We start from the raw sequence: 17,188 nt of genomic DNA, 5'->3' as shown, positions 1-17,188 counted from the left end.
GAGGCCCAACGGCTCCACGAAACCCGAACGCGACAAGCGTGCGGCGGGGTGACGCACTGTTCCGGTCGTGCCCCGGACCGTGCGCTCTCGTTGATCCGGTGCGGACGCGGTGCGTCCGGCGGGGGGCGGGCGTCGAGGCCAGCCCCGTCCCTCGGTCCGTGATCCTCTCCGAATCGAGGCACCCGTGCACCCCTGGACACCTGCTGCGAACGTCTGCCCCTCCCCGCCCGGCGAACCCCGCAGGGCCGCCGTGACCGGAGCCCTGGTGGGGGCGCTGGCCGTCGTGGTCGCCGGCCTCGCCGCCCCGTCGGCCGCCTTCGCGGCCGCGAAGGCGGCCGGCCCGGCGCACCCGACGGCGTACGTGGCGAACTTCAACGGCAACAGCGTCTCGGCCATCGACACCGTCACCGGTGACACCGTGGCCACCGTCCAACTGGGCAAGCACGCCGAGAGCGTGGCCATCGCCCCCGACGGCACCCGCGCCTACGTCGCCCACGGCTCCGACCGCGCCATCTCGGTGATCGACACCGCCACCAACCGCGTCACCGCCAGCTTCCCCTTCGGGCAGTACCCGGCCGACATCGCGATCGCCCCCGACGGCACCCGCGCCTACGTCGCCGACAACTTCGCCGGCACGGTACGGGTCCTGGACCTGGCCACCGACACCCAGCTGGCCTCCATCCCCACCCCCGACAACCCGGTCGCCGTCGCGGTCACCCCCTCCGGCCGGGAGGTGTACGCCGCAAGCGCCACGACCGGCCAGGTCCGCGCGATCGACACCGCCACCGACACCGTGACCGCCACCATCGAGGTCGGCGGCGGTCCCCAGAGCCTGGCCGTCTCGCCCGACGGCCGCCACGTCTACGCCGGGGACGTCGCCGGCGGCGCGGCCGTCGTGATCGACACGGCCACCCACACCGTTACCGCCACCGTCCCCACCGGCAAGAGCCCCAGCTCCGTCACCGTGTCCGCCGACAACTCCCGCGCCTACGTGGCCAACGCGGACGACAACAACGTCTCCGTCATCGACACAGCCACCAACACGGTGACCGCGACGGTCCCGGTCGGCCGGCAGCCCGCAGGCCTCGCACTCACTCCAGACGGGCGCAGCCTGTACGTCGCCGACTTCAACAGCGCCAGCGTCTCGGTCGTCGACACCGCCACCAACGCGGTCACGGCCACCAAGGCGGTCGGCCGCTCCCCGCGTCGCGTCGCTATCACCCCGCCCGCGGACCTGGGCCTCGCCCTGAAGGCCACCCCCGTTCCGGGAACGGCCGGCCGGATCGACTACACCGTGACCCTCACCAACCGGGGCCCCGCCGCCGTCACCGGCGTCACCGTCACCGCCACCCTGCCCGAGGGACTCACCGCCGACAGCACCGGCTGCGCCACCGCCCCGGGCACCGTGACCTGCGCCCTGGCCGATCCGGCCCCGCGGACGAGCGAGACCCGGGCCTTCAGCATCCCCGTCGCGCTGCTTCGCCTCGGCACCCCCTTCACCGTCACCGCGGCCATCTCCGCCTCCACTCCGGTCGATCCGAACGCCGGCACCAAGTCGGTGAGCCGCACCTGCACGGCGACGACCGCTCTCGTCATCACCTGCACCTGATGGACCGAGAGCGCAGCCGCCTCCGCCTACAGCCACGCCCCGGAGGCCTGCTGAACCGACGCCCCCGATCCCGCCGTCCCGCGCCGGGTGAGGGTGTTCGCGCCGGTGAGGCGACACACCACGCCATGGATCATCGCCCGACACACGGTGTCTTCCTCACCTCGTGTTGTGGAAGGCGCCGGCGAAGACGTCGACCGCACGGTCCAGGAGTTCGGGGGTGTGCCGGGCGGTGATGTTCACGCGCAGCCGTGCTCGTCCTGCTGCCGCGGCGGGGTGGACGAACGGGACGACCATGACTCCCCGGTCGCGGCAGTGCGCGCCGATCCGCAGGGCCCGCTGGTCGTCTCCTACGAAGACGGGGATCACACCGCTGTGGTGTTCGGGGAGATCGGCCGGAACCAGCGCCTCCTTCTGGGCCCGGGTGATGAAGTGCGCCACGTTCCGACGCAGCGTGCTCCGTCGGAGGTCGCCCTCGGGGCTGCCGATGAGGTCGAGCGCCGCCAGGGCCGCGGCTGTTGACGCGGGCGACATCGCGGCGCTGAAGACACAGCCGGGGGCGGCGATGCGCAGGAGTTCGACGAGTCCGCGGGGGCCGGCCACGAAGCCTCCGCTGGCGGCGAACGCCTTGCTGAGCGGAGACATGATCAAGGTGGTGCGGTCGGGCGTGAGGCCGTAGTGCTCGTGCACGCCTCGGCCGCGATGCCCCAGGACGCCCAGGCCGTGGGCCTCGTCGACGTAGAGCAGCGCACCGTGGGCGCGGCACAGTTCCACGATCTCCGGCAGGGGCATCAGGTCGCCGTCGGCGCTGAAGACCGAGTCGCTCACGACCAGCTTGGTCCGGTCGGCGGGTGCCTGGGCGAGCAGTTCCCGCAGGTGTTGGACATCGTTGTGCCGGTACGGGTGCACGTGGGCGCCGCGTGCCCGCGCCAGTTGGCAGCCGTCGATGATGCTGGCGTGGTTGAGTTCGTCGGACAGGATCCAGTCGCCGCGTCCGGCGAGCACGGGGATGACCGTGCTGTTGGTCTGGTACCCGGAAGGGAAGAGGACCGCGGCCTCCTGCCCCGCGAAGTCTGCGAGCCGTCCTTCGAGTTCGCGGTGCGGGCGCAGGGTCGCGGAGGCGACCGCGGTGCCGTGCCCGCCCGCGCCGTGGTCGTCGATGGCCTGCTTGGCGCGGGCGTTGATGGCGGGGTCGCCCACGAGGCCGAGGTAGTCGTAGGTGGTCATGACCAGTTGCTCGGGTTCACCCGGATAGGTGACGGAGATGCCGTCGAAGTGCTCCGCTGCTCGCATGTAGAGGTCGGGCGCGGTGCCCTGGCCGACACTGCGGGCGCGGACGGTGCGCTCGACCCGCTCCAACGGGTGGGCCTGGTTGGAGGCCTCGTGCATGTGGGGTCTCTCCTGTCGATTCGATCGCATCGGCCAGGATGCGGCGGCCGTCCAGGGGTCCGGCCGCACGACCGATGTCGGGCAAGGCTAGGGGGAAGCGGGCGGCCGAGCGGAGCGGTCTTTCGCCACACTGGGCCCGAGCGGCCCGCACACCAACGGTTCAAGGGAGTTCACCCCATGGGTGTTTTCGACGACAGGATCTGCGTGGTCACCGGTGCTTCCTCGGGGATCGGGCTGGCGACGGCCCGGCTGCTGGCGGGCGAAGGCGCCACGGTGGTGCTGGCCCAGCGCAGCGACGGCGGCGCACTCGCTGCCGAGCTGGGCGGGATGTACGTGCCCACGGACGTCAGCGACGCGGTGAGCATCGAGGGCCTGTACCTGAGGGTCGGCAAGGAGTTCGGCCGGGTCGACGTGCTGGTCAACAACGCGGGAATCATGGCCGAGGTCGAGCTCGACGATCTGGACGGCGCCGAGTTCCACCGCGTCCTGGAGGTCAACTCCACCAGTGTGATGCTGGGGATGAAGCATGCCGCCCGCCTGATGCCCGCGGGTTCCGCGATCGTCAACAACGCCTCGATCGCCGCCCGCCTCGGACTGACGGGGTACGCACCGTACGCGGCGTCCAAGGCCGCCGTCGTGTCGCTGACCCAGGTGGCCGCCATGGAGTACGGCCACCGGGGCATCCGGGTGAACTGCGTCTGCCCCAGCTCGGTGGAAACGCCCATGCTCCAGAAGTCGGCGGGCGGCGACCTGGAGCGGGCGGTCAGCCGGCTCGCCTCGCCCCTGGGCATCACCATCACCGCCGGGCAGGTCGCCGACGTCATCGCGTTCCTGGCATCGCCGTCCGCCGCCGCCCTCACCGGCCAGGCCCTGAACGTCGACGCGGGCATGTCCGCCGGCTACGCCAACCCCCTTCTGGAGACCGTGGCCGCCACCCTGTGAGGCGACGCATCCCCCTGGGAACGGGCCGCCGCAGGGGGTGACCGGCCCGTCCGTCGCGCCGTTGTAGCAGTGGCGGGGCCGGCGCGGACCGGCTCCGCCCGGACGCCGGGCACGGCGGACGCGGGAGCTGACAGGAGGAGCGCAGATGGTGACGGGCGAAGTGCGCGAGGAGCGGTCGGGTATGCGGCCGGTGGTGCGGGAGACCTACGGTCCCGAGAACCTGAGCGCGGATCCGGCCTATGCCGGAGGGTTCATCAACTTCGGCTACTGGCACGACATCGACCTGGAGCAGCCACTCACACAGGCGGACCGGATCCGTAGCGAGGAGAACGTCTACCGGCAGCTCCTCGAAACCGTCGGCCCGGTGCAGGGGGCCCGGATCCTGGAAGTGGGCTGCGGGCTCGGCATGGGCTGCGCACTGGCCCTGCGGGAGTACGCGCCCACCGAGGTCACCGGCCTCGACATCCACCCGGAGCAGCTGCGACGGGCGCGCGAGACCCACGCCGGTCTCCTGCAGGAGGAGCCGGGACGGCTGCGGTTCCTCCAAGGAGCCGCGGAGCACATGCCGGTGCAGGACGGCGCGGTCGACGTCCTCCTCACCGTGGAGGCCGTACAGCACTTCCCCGAGCTCGAACCCTTCGCCGCGGAGGCCTTCCGGGTGCTGAGGCCGGGCGGGCGGGTGGCGGTCGCCACCTTCCTCGCCGCGGACGACGCCCCCGAGCGGCCCGCGCAGCTGGCAAAGCTGCTGGAGAACTACGAAGACGGCCTCGACCACGCCCGTCCGGCCAAGGCGCTCACGGACGCACTCACGGCGGCCGGACTCACAGGTGCACGTGCCCACTCCATCGGCTCCCGCGTATGGCCGGGATTCGATCTCTGGGTGAGCAAGGCGTGGGCACCGGACAGCTGGCCGCGCAACTTCCTGCGGGCCTACAAAGAAGGGATCCTCGACTACTACGTCATCACGGCCTGCCGGCCAGGCCGGTAGCGGGCAGCGCCCGGGCCATGGTGGACCCATCGCCCACCCGGCACCGGGCGCCGGCCCCACCACAGCATGCCGCGTGCCGTTTGCGGAATCAGAGGTCCCGGCGGATCAAACCGGCGCCCTGAAGCAGACAGCGGCGGCGCTCCCCCGACACGCTCGCCATTGATGTACCGGGGGCCGTCCTATGCTTCGCACGCCGCTCCCCCCTGCTCTTGGGCCGGTGAATGGTGGGCACTTGTCTCACCAGGATCACCTGACACAGGGAGAACTCGATGAGCACCTGTCCCACCCGTGGCCGTGTCTACCGCCGCTGTGGCTGCCGTGACGAGAGCCGACGACAGTTGGGGGCCGCATGTCCGGGCCTGCAAACGGGAGCAGAGCACGGGAGTTGGGCGTACGCGGTGGACCTGCCGTCTCCGGAGGAGGGACGCAGGACCCGCCGCCGCAGCGGCTACCGCTCGGAACAGGACGCGCGGCACGCGCTGGAGCTCGTGCTGGCCGCGGAGCGGATCGGAGTCTTCGAGGACCCGAAGATCACCGTGGGCGCCTACCTGCTCGAGTGGCTCGCGTTGAAGGAGAAGACCCTCAAAGCCTCCACCTACGCGAACTACCACGCGTACGTCCACAAGGACCTGCTGCCCACCTTCGGGCGGATCAGGCTGGTCGACCTGAAAGCCCTGCACATCGAGAAGTGGAGCACCGACCAGCGCGCCGCCGGGCGCGGGCCCGTCGCCGTCTACCGGGCGGGCGCCGTCCTGCGCAGCGCGCTCGGCCAGGCTGTGCGCGGCAAGCGCCTGACCTACAACCCGGCCCGGCGGGCGATCACGGCACGGCCGGCCTCACCCGAGCGCCTGTGCTGGACCCCGCTGCAGGCCGCCGCGTTCCTTCGCCACAATGCCCGGCACTACGCGGACCAGCTCGGGGACCTGTTCGAGGTGATCCTTGGAACCGGTCTGCGGCGCGGTGAGGCACTGGGCCTGCACTGGACGGACGTGCACTTCATGGAGCGCAAGGTATACGTCCGCTGGACCCTGTCCGCGGTCAACAACAACGAGCTGCACCTGGGGCCGCCGAAGACCAAGGCGAGCCTGAACTGGGTCAGCCTCAACGCCCGCGCCATGGACGCGCTGCGGCGACAGGCCGACCACCAGCAGGCACTCCTCCCGCCGGGCGCGCCGCTGGAGGGACTGGTCTTCGCCGGGGTGGACGGCGCGCCGCTTCGGCCCCAGCACGTCCTGAAGGAGCTGCGGCGCCGCTCGGCCGAGATCGAGCTGCCACGGATCGGCGTCCACGACCTGCGACACACCGCTGCCACCATCATGATCACCTCCGGTGTGCCCATGGCTGTGGTCTCCAAGACCCTGCGGCACTCCACGCTGGCGACGACCATCAACATCTACGGACACCTGCTCAAGCACGCCGCGGACGAAGCGGTCCACGCCCTGGCCGACGCCCTCGCGCACGCCGAGGCCGACCTCGACTCCGGCCGCCCCGACCGCTTCGGACGGGCCGCCTAACAACGGAGGCCTCCGGGCGCCATCGCTTCTCTCATACCGGGCTTGGAGCAGGACCGAACACGGCCGGCTCCAAGCCCCGAGCGTTGTGCCGCGCTCATGGATTTGCGATCCGGTGATCACGAGCCCGGATGGTCGCGGCCCTCCACCACCGAGGCAAGCGAACTGCTGCGAAGGAGTTGATCGGCGACGGGCCCGGGCACCAGCAGGTCGATGCTCCCGGCCGACCAGTGCACGGCCACCTGATACACGGCGAGGACACCGGCCTCCCATCCGGTGAGCCCATCTCCCTCCCCCTCTTCATTGTGGGTGCGGACGAGCGGGGGAAGATCAACCGTGAGCGAGCGGCGTGGAGCCGCCGCGTGCTGGGCGGCCAGCGCACGCGCCTGGGCGTCCCAGTCGTCGACGAGGCGATCCAGCGCTTCGAGAACCTCCGCGCGACCTCGCCGGCGGGACCCGAACGCCTCATAGACCACCGCCGTCGCCGCGCTCCTGCCCGCCTCCAGCCCGTCCCAGCCCGTAGCGCACTCCTGCTGCCAGCAGGCCCACGCCTCCTGCATCAGCCATGAACCACTGGGGCCCGGACCAACCAGAGCCGACCCACCCTCGCCGAACTCTGGAGCCGACAAGGCAGCGGCACAGGCCACATCGAGCAGAACAACCTCGTCCAATAGCGAGGCCATGTCCCGACGTGCGCAGTCGACGGCCCCGGCGAGAGTGACCTGCATCGGCTCGACCCACGACGCAAGCCACGGGTACGCCGCCGCGACCGTGTGGCTCTCCAACAACTGCGTCTGCAGGCGCCACCACCTTCGACACTGTCCCTCACGCGCAGCACGCGGGTCCGCCCGTCCCGACCCCTCCGTAACCGGGCGCGGCTGGAACCCCGCCCACGCCCTCAACGGCGTCAGAGATGACACCGCTTCAGCGAAGGCGACGAGCAGATGCTCACCCGGAACCGGCCACGCGCAATGCGTGCACAACTCCCCGACCGCAAGCAGCAGCGGCAGTTCCAGACGGTGAACCGCCGACGCGGATCGCAGCTGCGCGCAATCCGCTCCGCCATGAAGCCTTCCCAGGCCGGACGACGACCGGAAACACGACAGCGGCAGTTCCTGGAACACCCCCAGCGGAACATCGGCCGCGAAGATCTGGCCCAGCCGAAGCCGACGCATTTCCGGGCTCAACATCGCGGCCCCAGCCCGACAACACAAAGACGCAGATCGGGCTGCTCAGCCACCGCGCCCCGTGCGCTTGGAAGCACCTCTCGGCGCACGAACAGACGAAGAACGTTCCTTGACGCACTTTCAAGGGGTGGCAGCAGCTCAGCGAGCACACCCAGCCCCTGGTGATCGCGTGGTGGTCGCACCGAAACGATCACTCGACCGAACTGCGAGCGAGAGTTCAAGCCAAAATATCGGGACAGATCTGCACGAACCACTCGCCAGTGGGGAAGATCACGCATGGTGACCGTCAACTCGACAACCGCAGGTCACCCATTCAGGAGGGCCGAGCTCCTCCAACCGCGAGATACCACGCTTGACCATCCGGCCCCAACTCCAGCCTGACTAAGGCGAGTTGGTTAGCACCGCCTCATATCAGGCAGCATTCCCGGGCCGGTCAGGGCGCGACCACCATGCGACCACCACCCCGCGACACGCACAAAAAGGCGCTCCCATCATTTCGATGGAAGCGCCCTCCGACCTGCGAAAACTCGCGGTCGGGACGACAGGATTTGAACCTGCGACCCCTTGACCCCCAGTCCGTTTTCGCCCATCGGCGTTCATGGGCGCTCATCAGGCGTGGTCCCAAAATGGTCCCCAGGCCGACCACCCCGCCGCAGGCACTGCCTGTAACCGGGATCTGTCGGGCTTTCAGGAGGCGGCGTCACGCCAGCCCGACCGCCCTTGCGCCGAAGCCGCAGGCCGGTCCAGGGGGCCAGCGACTGCAGGCGGATCATGGTCGCTTACCCACTGGTCACGGATGGTGACCTTCCGGGCGGTGTGTCGTCTTGAGCGTGTCTTCGCCGTCTGGTTCTGAGTGCTTCGCGCACCGCCCCGCACGCTCTGCCGGCACACTGGAAACAGCAGCCACTCTTGCCCCAGAAGCACCACCCAGTCCGAGAGAAGGGGAAGCTCATGGGACAGCGTGCGCAGCGGGGTCGGGTGTACCGGCGGTGTGGTTGTTCGGACGGTTCGGGGCAGCAGTTGGGGCCGTGGTGTCCGCGGCTGGCCGGGGATCTGAAGCACGGGAAGTGGACGTACTGCGTCGACCTTGCCCCGAGGACGGGAATCGGAAGACCCGTCGACGTGGCGGGTTCGCGACCCGCGCCGAGGCGGCCCGGGAGATGAAGGCGGTGCTGAACGGTGAGCTGCGCGGGGTGTACGAGGACCGCCGCACGACGGCGGCGAGCTTCCTGCGGGAGTGGCTGGCAGCGAAGAAGGAGGAGCTCGCGACGAACACCTACGCCGGCTACGCGGACTGCGTCGAGCGGGATCTCATCCCCGTCTTCGGCCACTACCGGCTGCCCGACCTGTGTCCGAAGCACATCGACGACTGGGTGCGCGCCCAGCAGAAGGCCGGCCGCGGCCGGGTCAGGGTCTACCGGGTCGTGACCACCCTGCGCAACGCACTGAACCACCCGGTGCGCTCCTGGCGGCTTCGCTACAACCCAGCCAAGCCCCGCGCCGCCGAGCGCACCTGCTGGACCCCGGACGAAGCGGCGGCGTTCCTGCGCCACAACGCTGAGCACTACGCCGACCGACTGACCGACCTGTTCGAGGTCATGTTCGGCACCGGCATGCGCCGCGGCGAGATCCTCGCCCTCCACCGGTCCGACGTCCACCTCATGGACCGCAAGCTCTACGTCCGCTAGACCCTCACCGGCATCAACAACGGTGTCCTCCACCTCCGCTGGCCCAAGACCGAGGCCAGCCGCGCCTGGATCAGCCTCTCCCCCAGAGTCATGGCCGTCCTCCACGGCCAGGCCGCCCTCCGGATGGCCGCCCACCCCGAAGGACGCCTCGAAGGCTTGCTCTTTGCCAAGCCGGACGGCTCACCGCTTCGCCCCCAGTGGGTCCTCAACCAGCTCCGCAAACGCACCGCCGAGCTCGACCTCCCCAAGATCGGCCTGCACGACCTGCGCCACACCGCCAACAGCATCATGATCGCCGAAAGCATCCCCGTCGCCGTCGTCTCCAAGACGATGCGCCACTTCACCCTCGCCATCACCATCAGCCTCTACGGCCACCTTCTCAAGGACTCCGCCGACCAGGCCGTGCTCGCCTTGGCCCAGGCTCTCGACCGGGCCTCCGCCGGGCGGAGTCCGGCCGCCGGGCCTGGTGAGGTCCTCCGGCGGGCGGCGTAGCCACGCGTCGAACGACTTCGGCACTACGGCTTGGAACCGGGCGCGGGGCGTCTCTGGCCGCAGCGCCGGTCAGAGACGCCCAAGCCTCGTCAGCGGCAGGGGCTCGTCTTCCTCAAGGTCCGGGCGGAGGTTGTCGAGCAGGTCGAAAGCTGCCCAGTCCGGGAGGGTCATAGCCGGCGGGACCGGGATCCTGGCTTCGCGCCGCAGCAATCTTTCCTTGAAGACGGCTTCGGTGATCCAGTCGAAGGTGTCGTCGTCAAGGAGGTCCGGTGGCTGGCCGCCACGTCGGCTACGTCCAACGGATCAGCCCTTTGGCCTGATGGTCCGCAGCACCGTGTCGGCCGACCCGGGCTCGCCGTTGGCCCACTCGAGTTCCCCCGCTACTTCTGCCCGTCGCCCCCCGACGCCCTCCGGGCCCGTACCTTGCGAAGAACCTGTTCCAACGGCTCGCTCAGGCCCACACAATGGACCTCGCACCCGTCCGTCTCGATGGTCTCGATCCTCCGAAACTCGACCAGCTCCTCGATGGTCAGCGGCTCGTCCTCGAAGAAGGCCTTGAGCTTGCCAAGCCGGTCGAAGCCGGGCGCTTCCTCGCGCGTCAGCCGATCGACGATGCCACCGAGATCCACCTCCGGTCCGTCCTCGGCCCAGGTCTCCGTGAAGCCCCCTTGCGGGAAGTCCTCGGCGGTGCAGCCGCTCGGATGGTCCCGCACCACGCGCAGGACGAACTCCTCCACCGTCCGCGCGGCTTCCCTGTTCGGCACCACTCTCCGTTCGACCGGAACGCCGCCCTGCGCCGTGTGGGAGGCGAGCCGGTCGTGCCGCACTCCGGTACCGGTGATGCCCACCTTATAGGCGCCAAGCCTCGGGAAGTGCACGACGTAGACGAGGTGCGAAGCATCCGGGTCGGTGGTCGCAGCGTCGCAGGTGAGGCAGGGCGAAACCCCGCTCGCCAGCTCGGAGACGGAGGTCCTGCGCGCCGCCCCGCAGTCAGTGCAGTGCGCCTCGACTCGCTCACTTAGCCGGGCGTAGCCCACGTGATCGCGCGCGAGCCCGTACGCGGCGAAGAACTTGACCTGCCAGGCGGTCAGGGGCATGGCAGAGCAGTTGGAGCACCGGCTGCGCTCGGGCACGGCCCGGCTGCCGAGGCTCATCGACGCGCTCCACCTCTTGGCCGTCCCACAGACCGCGCACTCCACTTCCACGAGCGACCACACGTGCTCCATCCGCTGGGCGAGTCCGGACTCATCTACCACGGCACCGGCAACGTCACGCGCCAGGAACTCCTCCCCCAACACGATCCGCGCGGCCTCCTCCTTCGTGATGTCCCATTTCGCAGGCTCGCGCACGAGGCCCTGTTCGTACATCTTCCGGGAGGCACACGAATTGCAGTATCGGACCTGCTTGTTGCGAATCTCGCTGTACGGGATCGCGGTGGGTTGGTCACAAGTGGTGCACAGGCAACGACGCTCGTGTTCCGTGCAGACATGGGGCTCGCAGGGGTTCCAGCCGAGCTTCAGGTAGTGCCCGTCGATGCAAGGCACACACCTGCCGGGCTTTCCCTTGCGGTTGGCACTCGCCCCCTTCCCGCACTCCCTGCACTTCCGTTCCGCAGCCATACCGATCCCTCCCGCCCGAACCTCACCTCCGATCGGACGGTACCCGAGACCTCTGACACCGGCCACGTCTGCCATAGCTTGCCCGCAGCCGGTAGGCGACGTCCCGGAGCCCTGAAGGGTGTCAAAACTCCGATCAGGCCGCTGAACTGGACATTTCCGTCGGGTCGACGGGTGGGCGGGCTGGGGCGGCGTGGTACTCGTTATCGGCTCAATCGTGCGGAATCCTCACGCGGCGGCGTGGTCCCAAAGTGGTCCCGGGGCTTGTAGCAGGGTGATATCACTACCAGCGACGACGTCTCATACGGGCTCTTGCAGCGGCTCTTCGGGTCCCAAAGTGGAGAGGGCAGTAGCGCGTTGGGGGCCTCCCGGCCCCGGATGCTTGACCCGCTGGGGCGGCCGCGTCACGACCCGACACGCGCCGTAGCAGCCGACACTGACAGCCGCGACCTGCCGGGGTGTCCTTCCGGCCCGTCTCCCCGCCCGCTTCCCGACGGGGTCGGGTGGGGGCGACCGCGGGGTGACGGTCGATCAGGCGGTGCACGAGGGAGCGACCGTCCTCCCGGATTCGACGGGATTCCGCCGGTCGTGGTCGGCTGCTCCCCACCGGGGGGCCAGGATTTGTACCGGTAGGGGCACAGGGAAGGGGAGGCGTGTGGACGCCAACGATGCACTCGCGGCGGCGGTGGGGGTACTCCTTACCGATCCGAGGCGGGATCCGGGGTTCGAGGTTCGGGATGCCGAGCAGGCGGCCAGGGCGGTGGCCCTGCTCGACGAGGGGCTGCGCAACGGGCTCGGCGTATTCCGGCTGATGGCCGAGGGCGGGCAGCAGGGGGCCGAGACGCTCTCCTCGGACGGCCTGCAGATCCTGTCCGAGATGGTGCAGAACGCCGACGACACCGGAGCGCGGGAGATCCGCTTCGTCTGGCGGCCGTCCGAACTGCTGATCGCACACGATGGCCACGGTGTGCGGCTGGCGGACCTCTTGCTCCTGGGGATGCCCTGGCTGAGCGGCAAGACCCGCGATGCCGAGGCGACCGGACGCTTCGGCATCGGGCTGGCGACGCTGCGCGCGTTGTCCAGGTCCTGGGAGGTGCACTGCCACCCGTTCCACGTCCGCTTCACCGACCTCGAACTCGCAGTGGCGGAGCCGCTGGAGCTTCCGGCCGAGATCGCCGATGAGCGGTGGACGGTGTTCAGGATTCCGCTGGTGGAGGACGCCCTCCCGGCGGCTGGACTGGTCCGGTGGTTCGAGGGCTGGAGCGACGGTTCGCTGCTCTTCCTCCGTCACCTGGAGCGGATCACCGTGGCAGCGGACGGTGCCGAGGCCGACGGCGGACGGTCGAGCACGGTGCTCCGCCTGTCCTGGCGCGAGATCGGGCGCAAACGGCTCGTGGTCGGCGGCGCCGGAGCGGAGGTCGGCGTCCGGGAGGCCGTGACGACCGACGGTTCGGTGTGGCGGGTCTACGACACCCGGGTCGACTCGCCCGCCGGGGCGGCTCGCCGGAACAAGGCCTCTGGAGCGACCATGCCGGTCGCCGTGGCACTCCCGCTCCGTCCTGGGACGGAGGGCAGCGTGCACGCGGGCCTGCCGGTCGCGTCGCTGGACGTCGCGGCGCGGGTGCACGCCCAGTTCGACCCCGTCGCCAACCGGGAGGGATTCGCCGCCAGCCGGTTGAACGACGCCCTGGTCCCGCTGGTCGCCGACCTCTGGGAGGCGGCGGTGCTCGACGTCCTCGGCGGGGTGGCACCCTCGGCTTGGCATCTGATCCCGCTGCCCCCGCAGCCCGGGGACCTCGCGCCGGCGGGACTCCCGCACACCCTGCGGGCCGAACTGCTGGATCGCGCTCGCGGTACCGTGGCCGGGGCACTCGTCCTGCCGCTCGGGACCGGGGAGTCCGTGCCGCTGACCGACCTGGCGGTGGAGGCCGCCGTCCTGTCGGGGGTGCTCGACTCGGCGGACGTCGCCCGGCTCGGCGGGCTGCCGCACCCGTATCCGGCCACCGCCCGTGACGGAGAGGGGCGTTGGCGGCGGGTACTCGCCGACTGGCGGTCCCACGGCGGGGCCGCCCTTGGTGAGGAGGTGGACATCGCCCGGGCGGTCGGCCTGCTGAGCCAGCCGGAGTACGAGGTGGGGCACACCATCCGACTGTCGGCGGTGGCGATCGACGCCGGCTTGGGCTGGCTGATCGCCCGCGAGCCGTGCATCGTCACCGCCGACGGCCGCCGCCTGGTGCCGCAGAGCCACGCGCACGCGTTCGCGGCGTCCGAGGGCAGCGGTCCGCTGGACGTGCTGGGCATCGTGGCCGACCTCCACCCGGCGTACTGGGCGGAGGACCGGTGGGCCCGGTCAGTGGTCGGCTGGCTCAGGCAGTCTGGCGCTCTGCTGCGGCGGGACGACACCCGGGCGGTGCTGCGCCGGGTCGCCGAGCTGGGCGACGCCGGGGCCCGGCTGCAGGGCGATGACGACCGGCTGGTCGAGCAACTGGTGGCGCTGCAGAAGGCGTTGGGGGAGGTTTCGAAGAAGGACCAGGAGGCGTTCGGTCGACGGATCGGGCGGGCGGTGGTGCTGAACTGCTTCGGCTACGGTCCGGACGGGAAGGAGAAGCACAGGCAGAATCCCCCCGGTGAGGTGTACCTCTCCAAGCCCCTGGAGACCACGGAGGGAGACCGGTTCGCCGTCGCCGCCGGGAAGACGCCGGGCCTCTGCTGGGCGGACCGCTCCTACGCGCGCTCACTGGTGCCGTCCACCCGGAACAACGGACTCGGCCCGGGAGGCTTCCTGCGCCTGCTGGGCGTGGCCGACGTGCCGCGTCTGGTGCCGGTGGTCGAGGTGCTGTCCCGGTCCGGGCGCCACACCAAGGAGTACTGGGGGGACCGACGGGTGGGCCTCGCGCGTGAGTTCGCCTCCTCGCTGGAGGGCCGCCAGACGGACCTGCGGAAGCTGGCAGCCACCCACACCCTGGACGACCAGGTCAGCCCCGTCCTCCGGCTTGTCGTCCAGCACATCGTCGCCGAGCCGGACCCGCACGAGCGCCTGCGCCGTACTGCGGCCCTGCTGGCGACCCTGGGCAAACCCGGCATGCTCACCTCGCCCGACCACGCCCGGGTCAAGGCGGCGTGGGCATACCACAAGTGGGAGGTGCGGGGCAGCACACCGGCGCTCTGGGTCTGGCAGCTGCGGAAGACCGCCTGGCTGGAAGACGCGCGGGGGCGCCTGCGCACTCCTGTCGAACTGCGGTTGCGGACAAGGGACTCGGAGGCTCTCTACGGCCACGACGACCCTGGCTACCTACACCCCGAGATCCAGCGCCTGACGACCTCCTGGAGGGAGGTGCTGGCCGCGCTCGGCGTGGCCGCCGACCCCGACGTGCCCGAGCTGATCGCGCGACTGCGAGAGCTGCGGCGCCGGCCGGCGAACGGGCCTGAGGGAGAAGCCCTGGAGGCCGAAGTCCTCCTCGTCTACCGGGCGTTGGCCGGGCGGTTGGCGGACGGGCCAGCCGATCCGGCCCGGACGGCAGCAGAAAAGGAGATTAGGACCGCGTTCCTCGGCCAGGTGGACCTGGTGCTGACCGACCGAGGCTGGCAGCGGCCGGCTGCCTGTCTGCGGGGAAGGTCGGTGCTCCGGGGATTCCGGCCCTACGTCCTCGCCGGGCCCGAGCTCGCCCCGTTGTGGACCGCACTCGGCATCCGGGAGCCGGGGGCCGATGACCTGGTGGACGTGCTCCGGGAGATCGCCGAGGACGACGCCCGGCCCACCGGGGCACGGCAGCAGGTGATCCTGGAGGCGCTGCGCTCCCTGTCCGGCCTGGTCGGCGGCACCGGTTCGATGGTGCCGATCGCGCTGCGCAACAGGCTGCGGGCGCTGCCGCTGTGGACCGGCGCCGGTTGGACGAGGAAGCGTCCGGTCCACGCGGTGGACCACCCGGGCATCGCGCGCGCCCTCGCCGACCGGGTTCCGATCTGGCAACCGGGCGGTGAGGTAAGCCAGTTCACCGCCCTGCTGGGCCTGCTCAAGGTCACCCGGCTGGAAGCGGCCGGGGCGCGGGTCCTCGACCCGGACGGCGCGGTGCCCAATCCGGAGCTCACCCACGCGTACCGGCGGGCGGTCGCGGGGCTTCAGGACATCCTGGTGCGGGACGAGCCGGCCGCGGCGGACGCCTTCACCGGCTGGGGCTGGCTGCCCGAGCTGGAGGTGCGGATCCTGCCGGGGCTCCACATCCGGCTCGACCTCGACGGCGGCGGGGAGGCCTTCGAGGTACCGGTCGAGGCGCAGATCGACCTGGAGGCCAAGGCACTGTTCGTGGCGAACCGTGAGGCACTGCGGACCACGCACGGCGGCGGCACGGCCGTGGCGAGCCTCTTCGACGGCGAGCGGACCCGGGTCGGTCACCGCTGGCGGGACTTCTGGGAGGCGGAGCTCCTCGACCGACCGCCGGGCGCGGAGCCGCTGGTGTCCGCGCGTCAGCAGGACCACGAGCAGGAGCAGCGGCTGCGCGAACTGCTGGCGCACCGCGAACGGCAGCTCCCTGCATCGCCGTCGGTGCCCGCGACGGCACGCCGGGCACCGGCCCCTGCGCTGCCGAGGCCCAGGAACGGTGCCGCCCCGGTGCCGCCCCCTGTGCCGCCGGTACCTGTGCTTGTGCCGGCCGCGGTTCCGGTCCCCGCACCGGCGCCGCCGACCGGCTCCCGCGAGCTGTACACCGCGGCCGAGTTGGCCCGCCGCCGGCAGGAGGCCCGGCCTGCACTCTCGGAGGGCGCCCCCCGGCCCGGCGGTGGTGCGACACAGCGGCGACGGGCGACCTCGCTGCCGAAACCCCGACCCGGGGCGGGCGCGCCCCAGGAGCGGTCCGGACCGCTCGGCTACGCCGACCGGGACAAGGAGAAGCTCGTCATCGAGCTGCTCGGCGAGGCCCTGCGCCAGGACGGGATCACCCTCGACGACCAGCGCGGCGTCCAGGGGTTCGGCGCAGACGCCATCGACTCGACCGGGCACTATTACGAGATCAAGACCCACGGCGGGGCGTTGCCGGCCGAAGTCTCGCTCACCAGGCAGGAGTTCGTCCGGGCGCTGACCGAGGGGGACAACCTCTCCCTGGTCCTCGCCTCCCACCTGGAACGAGGGAAGGGAGACCCGACGCTGCGCATCGCGCGGGACCCGGTGCGCCACTTCGAGGTAGAGCCGGTCGCGGAGATCCGGCTCAAGGTGACACAGGAGGTGGCGGAGGGCGAACGCGTGCTGCGGTATCCCGACGGAGGGGCCTGAGTGGGGCGCAGCAGCAAGGGGGCGCGGCGGGCCAGCAGCGCCCGGGCTGCGCCACACGATCAGTCAAGTCGGTTGTATTGAGAAAAATTTGGCGGTCCGTCAGTGACGTGGCGAAGATGTGCGGTCATCGGTCCGTCAGGTGCCCGGCCACCCCAGCGATCGATCGTCATCGCCCGCGCCCGAGAGGTTTCCCGCCATGCGCAGGCCGCTGGCCCAGATGCTCACCCGCCGCCCTCCTGTTCGTCGGCTCGCTGTCCGCCACGGGCGCTGCGGGCGCCGTCGGGGCCGACTCCGACGTCCGCCCTGCCCCGCCGGTGGGGCAGGGCCTGAGCTCCCGCTACCTCTGCGTCGCCACCAACATCACCGGCGCCCTGCCGGGTGCCGCGGTCGCGGCCCCTTGACCCCCAGCGCGGGCGGGTCACGGTCTACCGGGTGGTCTCGACGCTGCGCAACGCTCTGAACCACGCGGTGCGCACGTGGCGGCTGCGCTACAACCCGGCCAA

At 71.0% G+C, this 17,188-nt stretch carries 10 protein-coding genes; 7 read left to right on the top strand and 3 right to left on the bottom strand.

The genetic code is table 11. The features are described 5' to 3' along the window. Positions 1-250 precede the first annotated feature (250 nt). Complete coding sequence (locus ABT015_RS31825; protein WP_350885331.1) at positions 251-1,609, top strand: YVTN family beta-propeller repeat protein; 1,359 nt, start codon at positions 251-253, stop codon at positions 1,607-1,609. Positions 1,610-1,765: 156 nt separating this feature from the next. Here ABT015_RS31825 and ABT015_RS31820 read toward each other — a convergent pair whose 3' ends face one another. Then, on the bottom strand, positions 1,766-2,995 hold the full coding sequence (locus ABT015_RS31820; protein WP_350885329.1) for an aminotransferase class I/II-fold pyridoxal phosphate-dependent enzyme: 1,230 nt from the start codon (positions 2,993-2,995) through the stop codon (positions 1,766-1,768). Between the two features lie 177 nt (positions 2,996-3,172). On the opposite strand from ABT015_RS31820, the gene ABT015_RS31815 reads away from it, so the two are divergent. The 3 genes from ABT015_RS31815 to ABT015_RS31805 all read left to right on the top strand — a co-directional run bounded on the left by ABT015_RS31815 (position 3,173) and on the right by ABT015_RS31805 (position 6,439). Beyond that, positions 3,173-3,937: an SDR family NAD(P)-dependent oxidoreductase gene (locus tag ABT015_RS31815; protein ID WP_350885327.1), complete on the top strand. Its 765-nt coding sequence runs from the start codon at positions 3,173-3,175 to the stop codon at positions 3,935-3,937. A gap of 145 nt (positions 3,938-4,082) precedes the next feature. Continuing rightward, the gene (locus ABT015_RS31810; RefSeq protein WP_350885325.1) at positions 4,083-4,925 is read left to right on the top strand and encodes a class I SAM-dependent methyltransferase; all 843 of its coding nucleotides are present in this window, start codon (positions 4,083-4,085) and stop codon (positions 4,923-4,925) included. Positions 4,926-5,323: 398 nt separating this feature from the next. Beyond that, positions 5,324-6,439, top strand: a complete 1,116-nt coding sequence (locus ABT015_RS31805) for a site-specific integrase (RefSeq protein WP_350885323.1) — start codon at positions 5,324-5,326, stop codon at positions 6,437-6,439. 116 nt (positions 6,440-6,555) lie between these two features. Here the strand turns inward: ABT015_RS31805 and ABT015_RS31800 are convergent, their stop codons facing one another. Then, complete coding sequence (locus ABT015_RS31800) at positions 6,556-7,626, bottom strand: hypothetical protein (RefSeq protein ID WP_350885321.1); 1,071 nt, start codon at positions 7,624-7,626, stop codon at positions 6,556-6,558. A 1,157-nt stretch (positions 7,627-8,783) separates the two neighbouring features. Here ABT015_RS31800 and ABT015_RS31795 point away from each other — a divergent pair. Together ABT015_RS31795 and ABT015_RS31790 are read left to right on the top strand one after the other, a co-directional pair. Then, on the top strand, positions 8,784-9,311 hold the full coding sequence (locus tag ABT015_RS31795) for a site-specific integrase (protein WP_350885319.1): 528 nt from the start codon (positions 8,784-8,786) through the stop codon (positions 9,309-9,311). A 12-nt stretch (positions 9,312-9,323) separates the two neighbouring features. Continuing rightward, positions 9,324-9,803: a tyrosine-type recombinase/integrase gene (locus ABT015_RS31790; protein ID WP_350885407.1), complete on the top strand. Its 480-nt coding sequence runs from the start codon at positions 9,324-9,326 to the stop codon at positions 9,801-9,803. Between the two features lie 380 nt (positions 9,804-10,183). Here ABT015_RS31790 and ABT015_RS31785 read toward each other — a convergent pair whose 3' ends face one another. Then, the gene (locus ABT015_RS31785) at positions 10,184-11,170 is read right to left on the bottom strand and encodes a hypothetical protein (protein ID WP_350885317.1); all 987 of its coding nucleotides are present in this window, start codon (positions 11,168-11,170) and stop codon (positions 10,184-10,186) included. Positions 11,171-12,074: 904 nt separating this feature from the next. On the opposite strand from ABT015_RS31785, the gene ABT015_RS31780 reads away from it, so the two are divergent. Then, positions 12,075-16,685: a sacsin N-terminal ATP-binding-like domain-containing protein gene (locus tag ABT015_RS31780; protein WP_350885315.1), complete on the top strand. Its 4,611-nt coding sequence runs from the start codon at positions 12,075-12,077 to the stop codon at positions 16,683-16,685. Positions 16,686-17,188 lie beyond the last annotated feature (503 nt).

The sequence above is a fragment of the Kitasatospora sp. NPDC094016 genome (assembly GCF_040304045.1).
Lineage (GTDB): Bacteria > Actinomycetota > Actinomycetes > Streptomycetales > Streptomycetaceae > Kitasatospora.
Note: the sequence above shows the minus strand (reverse complement) of the source record. Positions and strands in the feature narration are given on the sequence as shown.

Excerpts from the sequence above, each read along its gene's own strand:
- ABT015_RS31820 (WP_350885329.1), bottom strand. The coding sequence starts at position 2,995 with ATGCACGAGGCCTCCAACCAGGCCCACCCGTTGGAGCGGGTCGAGCGC.
- ABT015_RS31815 (WP_350885327.1), top strand. The coding sequence starts at position 3,173 with ATGGGTGTTTTCGACGACAGGATCTGCGTGGTCACCGGTGCTTCCTCG.
- ABT015_RS31810 (WP_350885325.1), top strand. The coding sequence starts at position 4,083 with ATGGTGACGGGCGAAGTGCGCGAGGAGCGGTCGGGTATGCGGCCGGTG.
- ABT015_RS31800 (WP_350885321.1), bottom strand. The coding sequence starts at position 7,626 with ATGTTGAGCCCGGAAATGCGTCGGCTTCGGCTGGGCCAGATCTTCGCG.
- ABT015_RS31795 (WP_350885319.1), top strand. The coding sequence starts at position 8,784 with ATGAAGGCGGTGCTGAACGGTGAGCTGCGCGGGGTGTACGAGGACCGC.
- ABT015_RS31785 (WP_350885317.1), bottom strand. The coding sequence starts at position 11,170 with ATGTACGAACAGGGCCTCGTGCGCGAGCCTGCGAAATGGGACATCACG.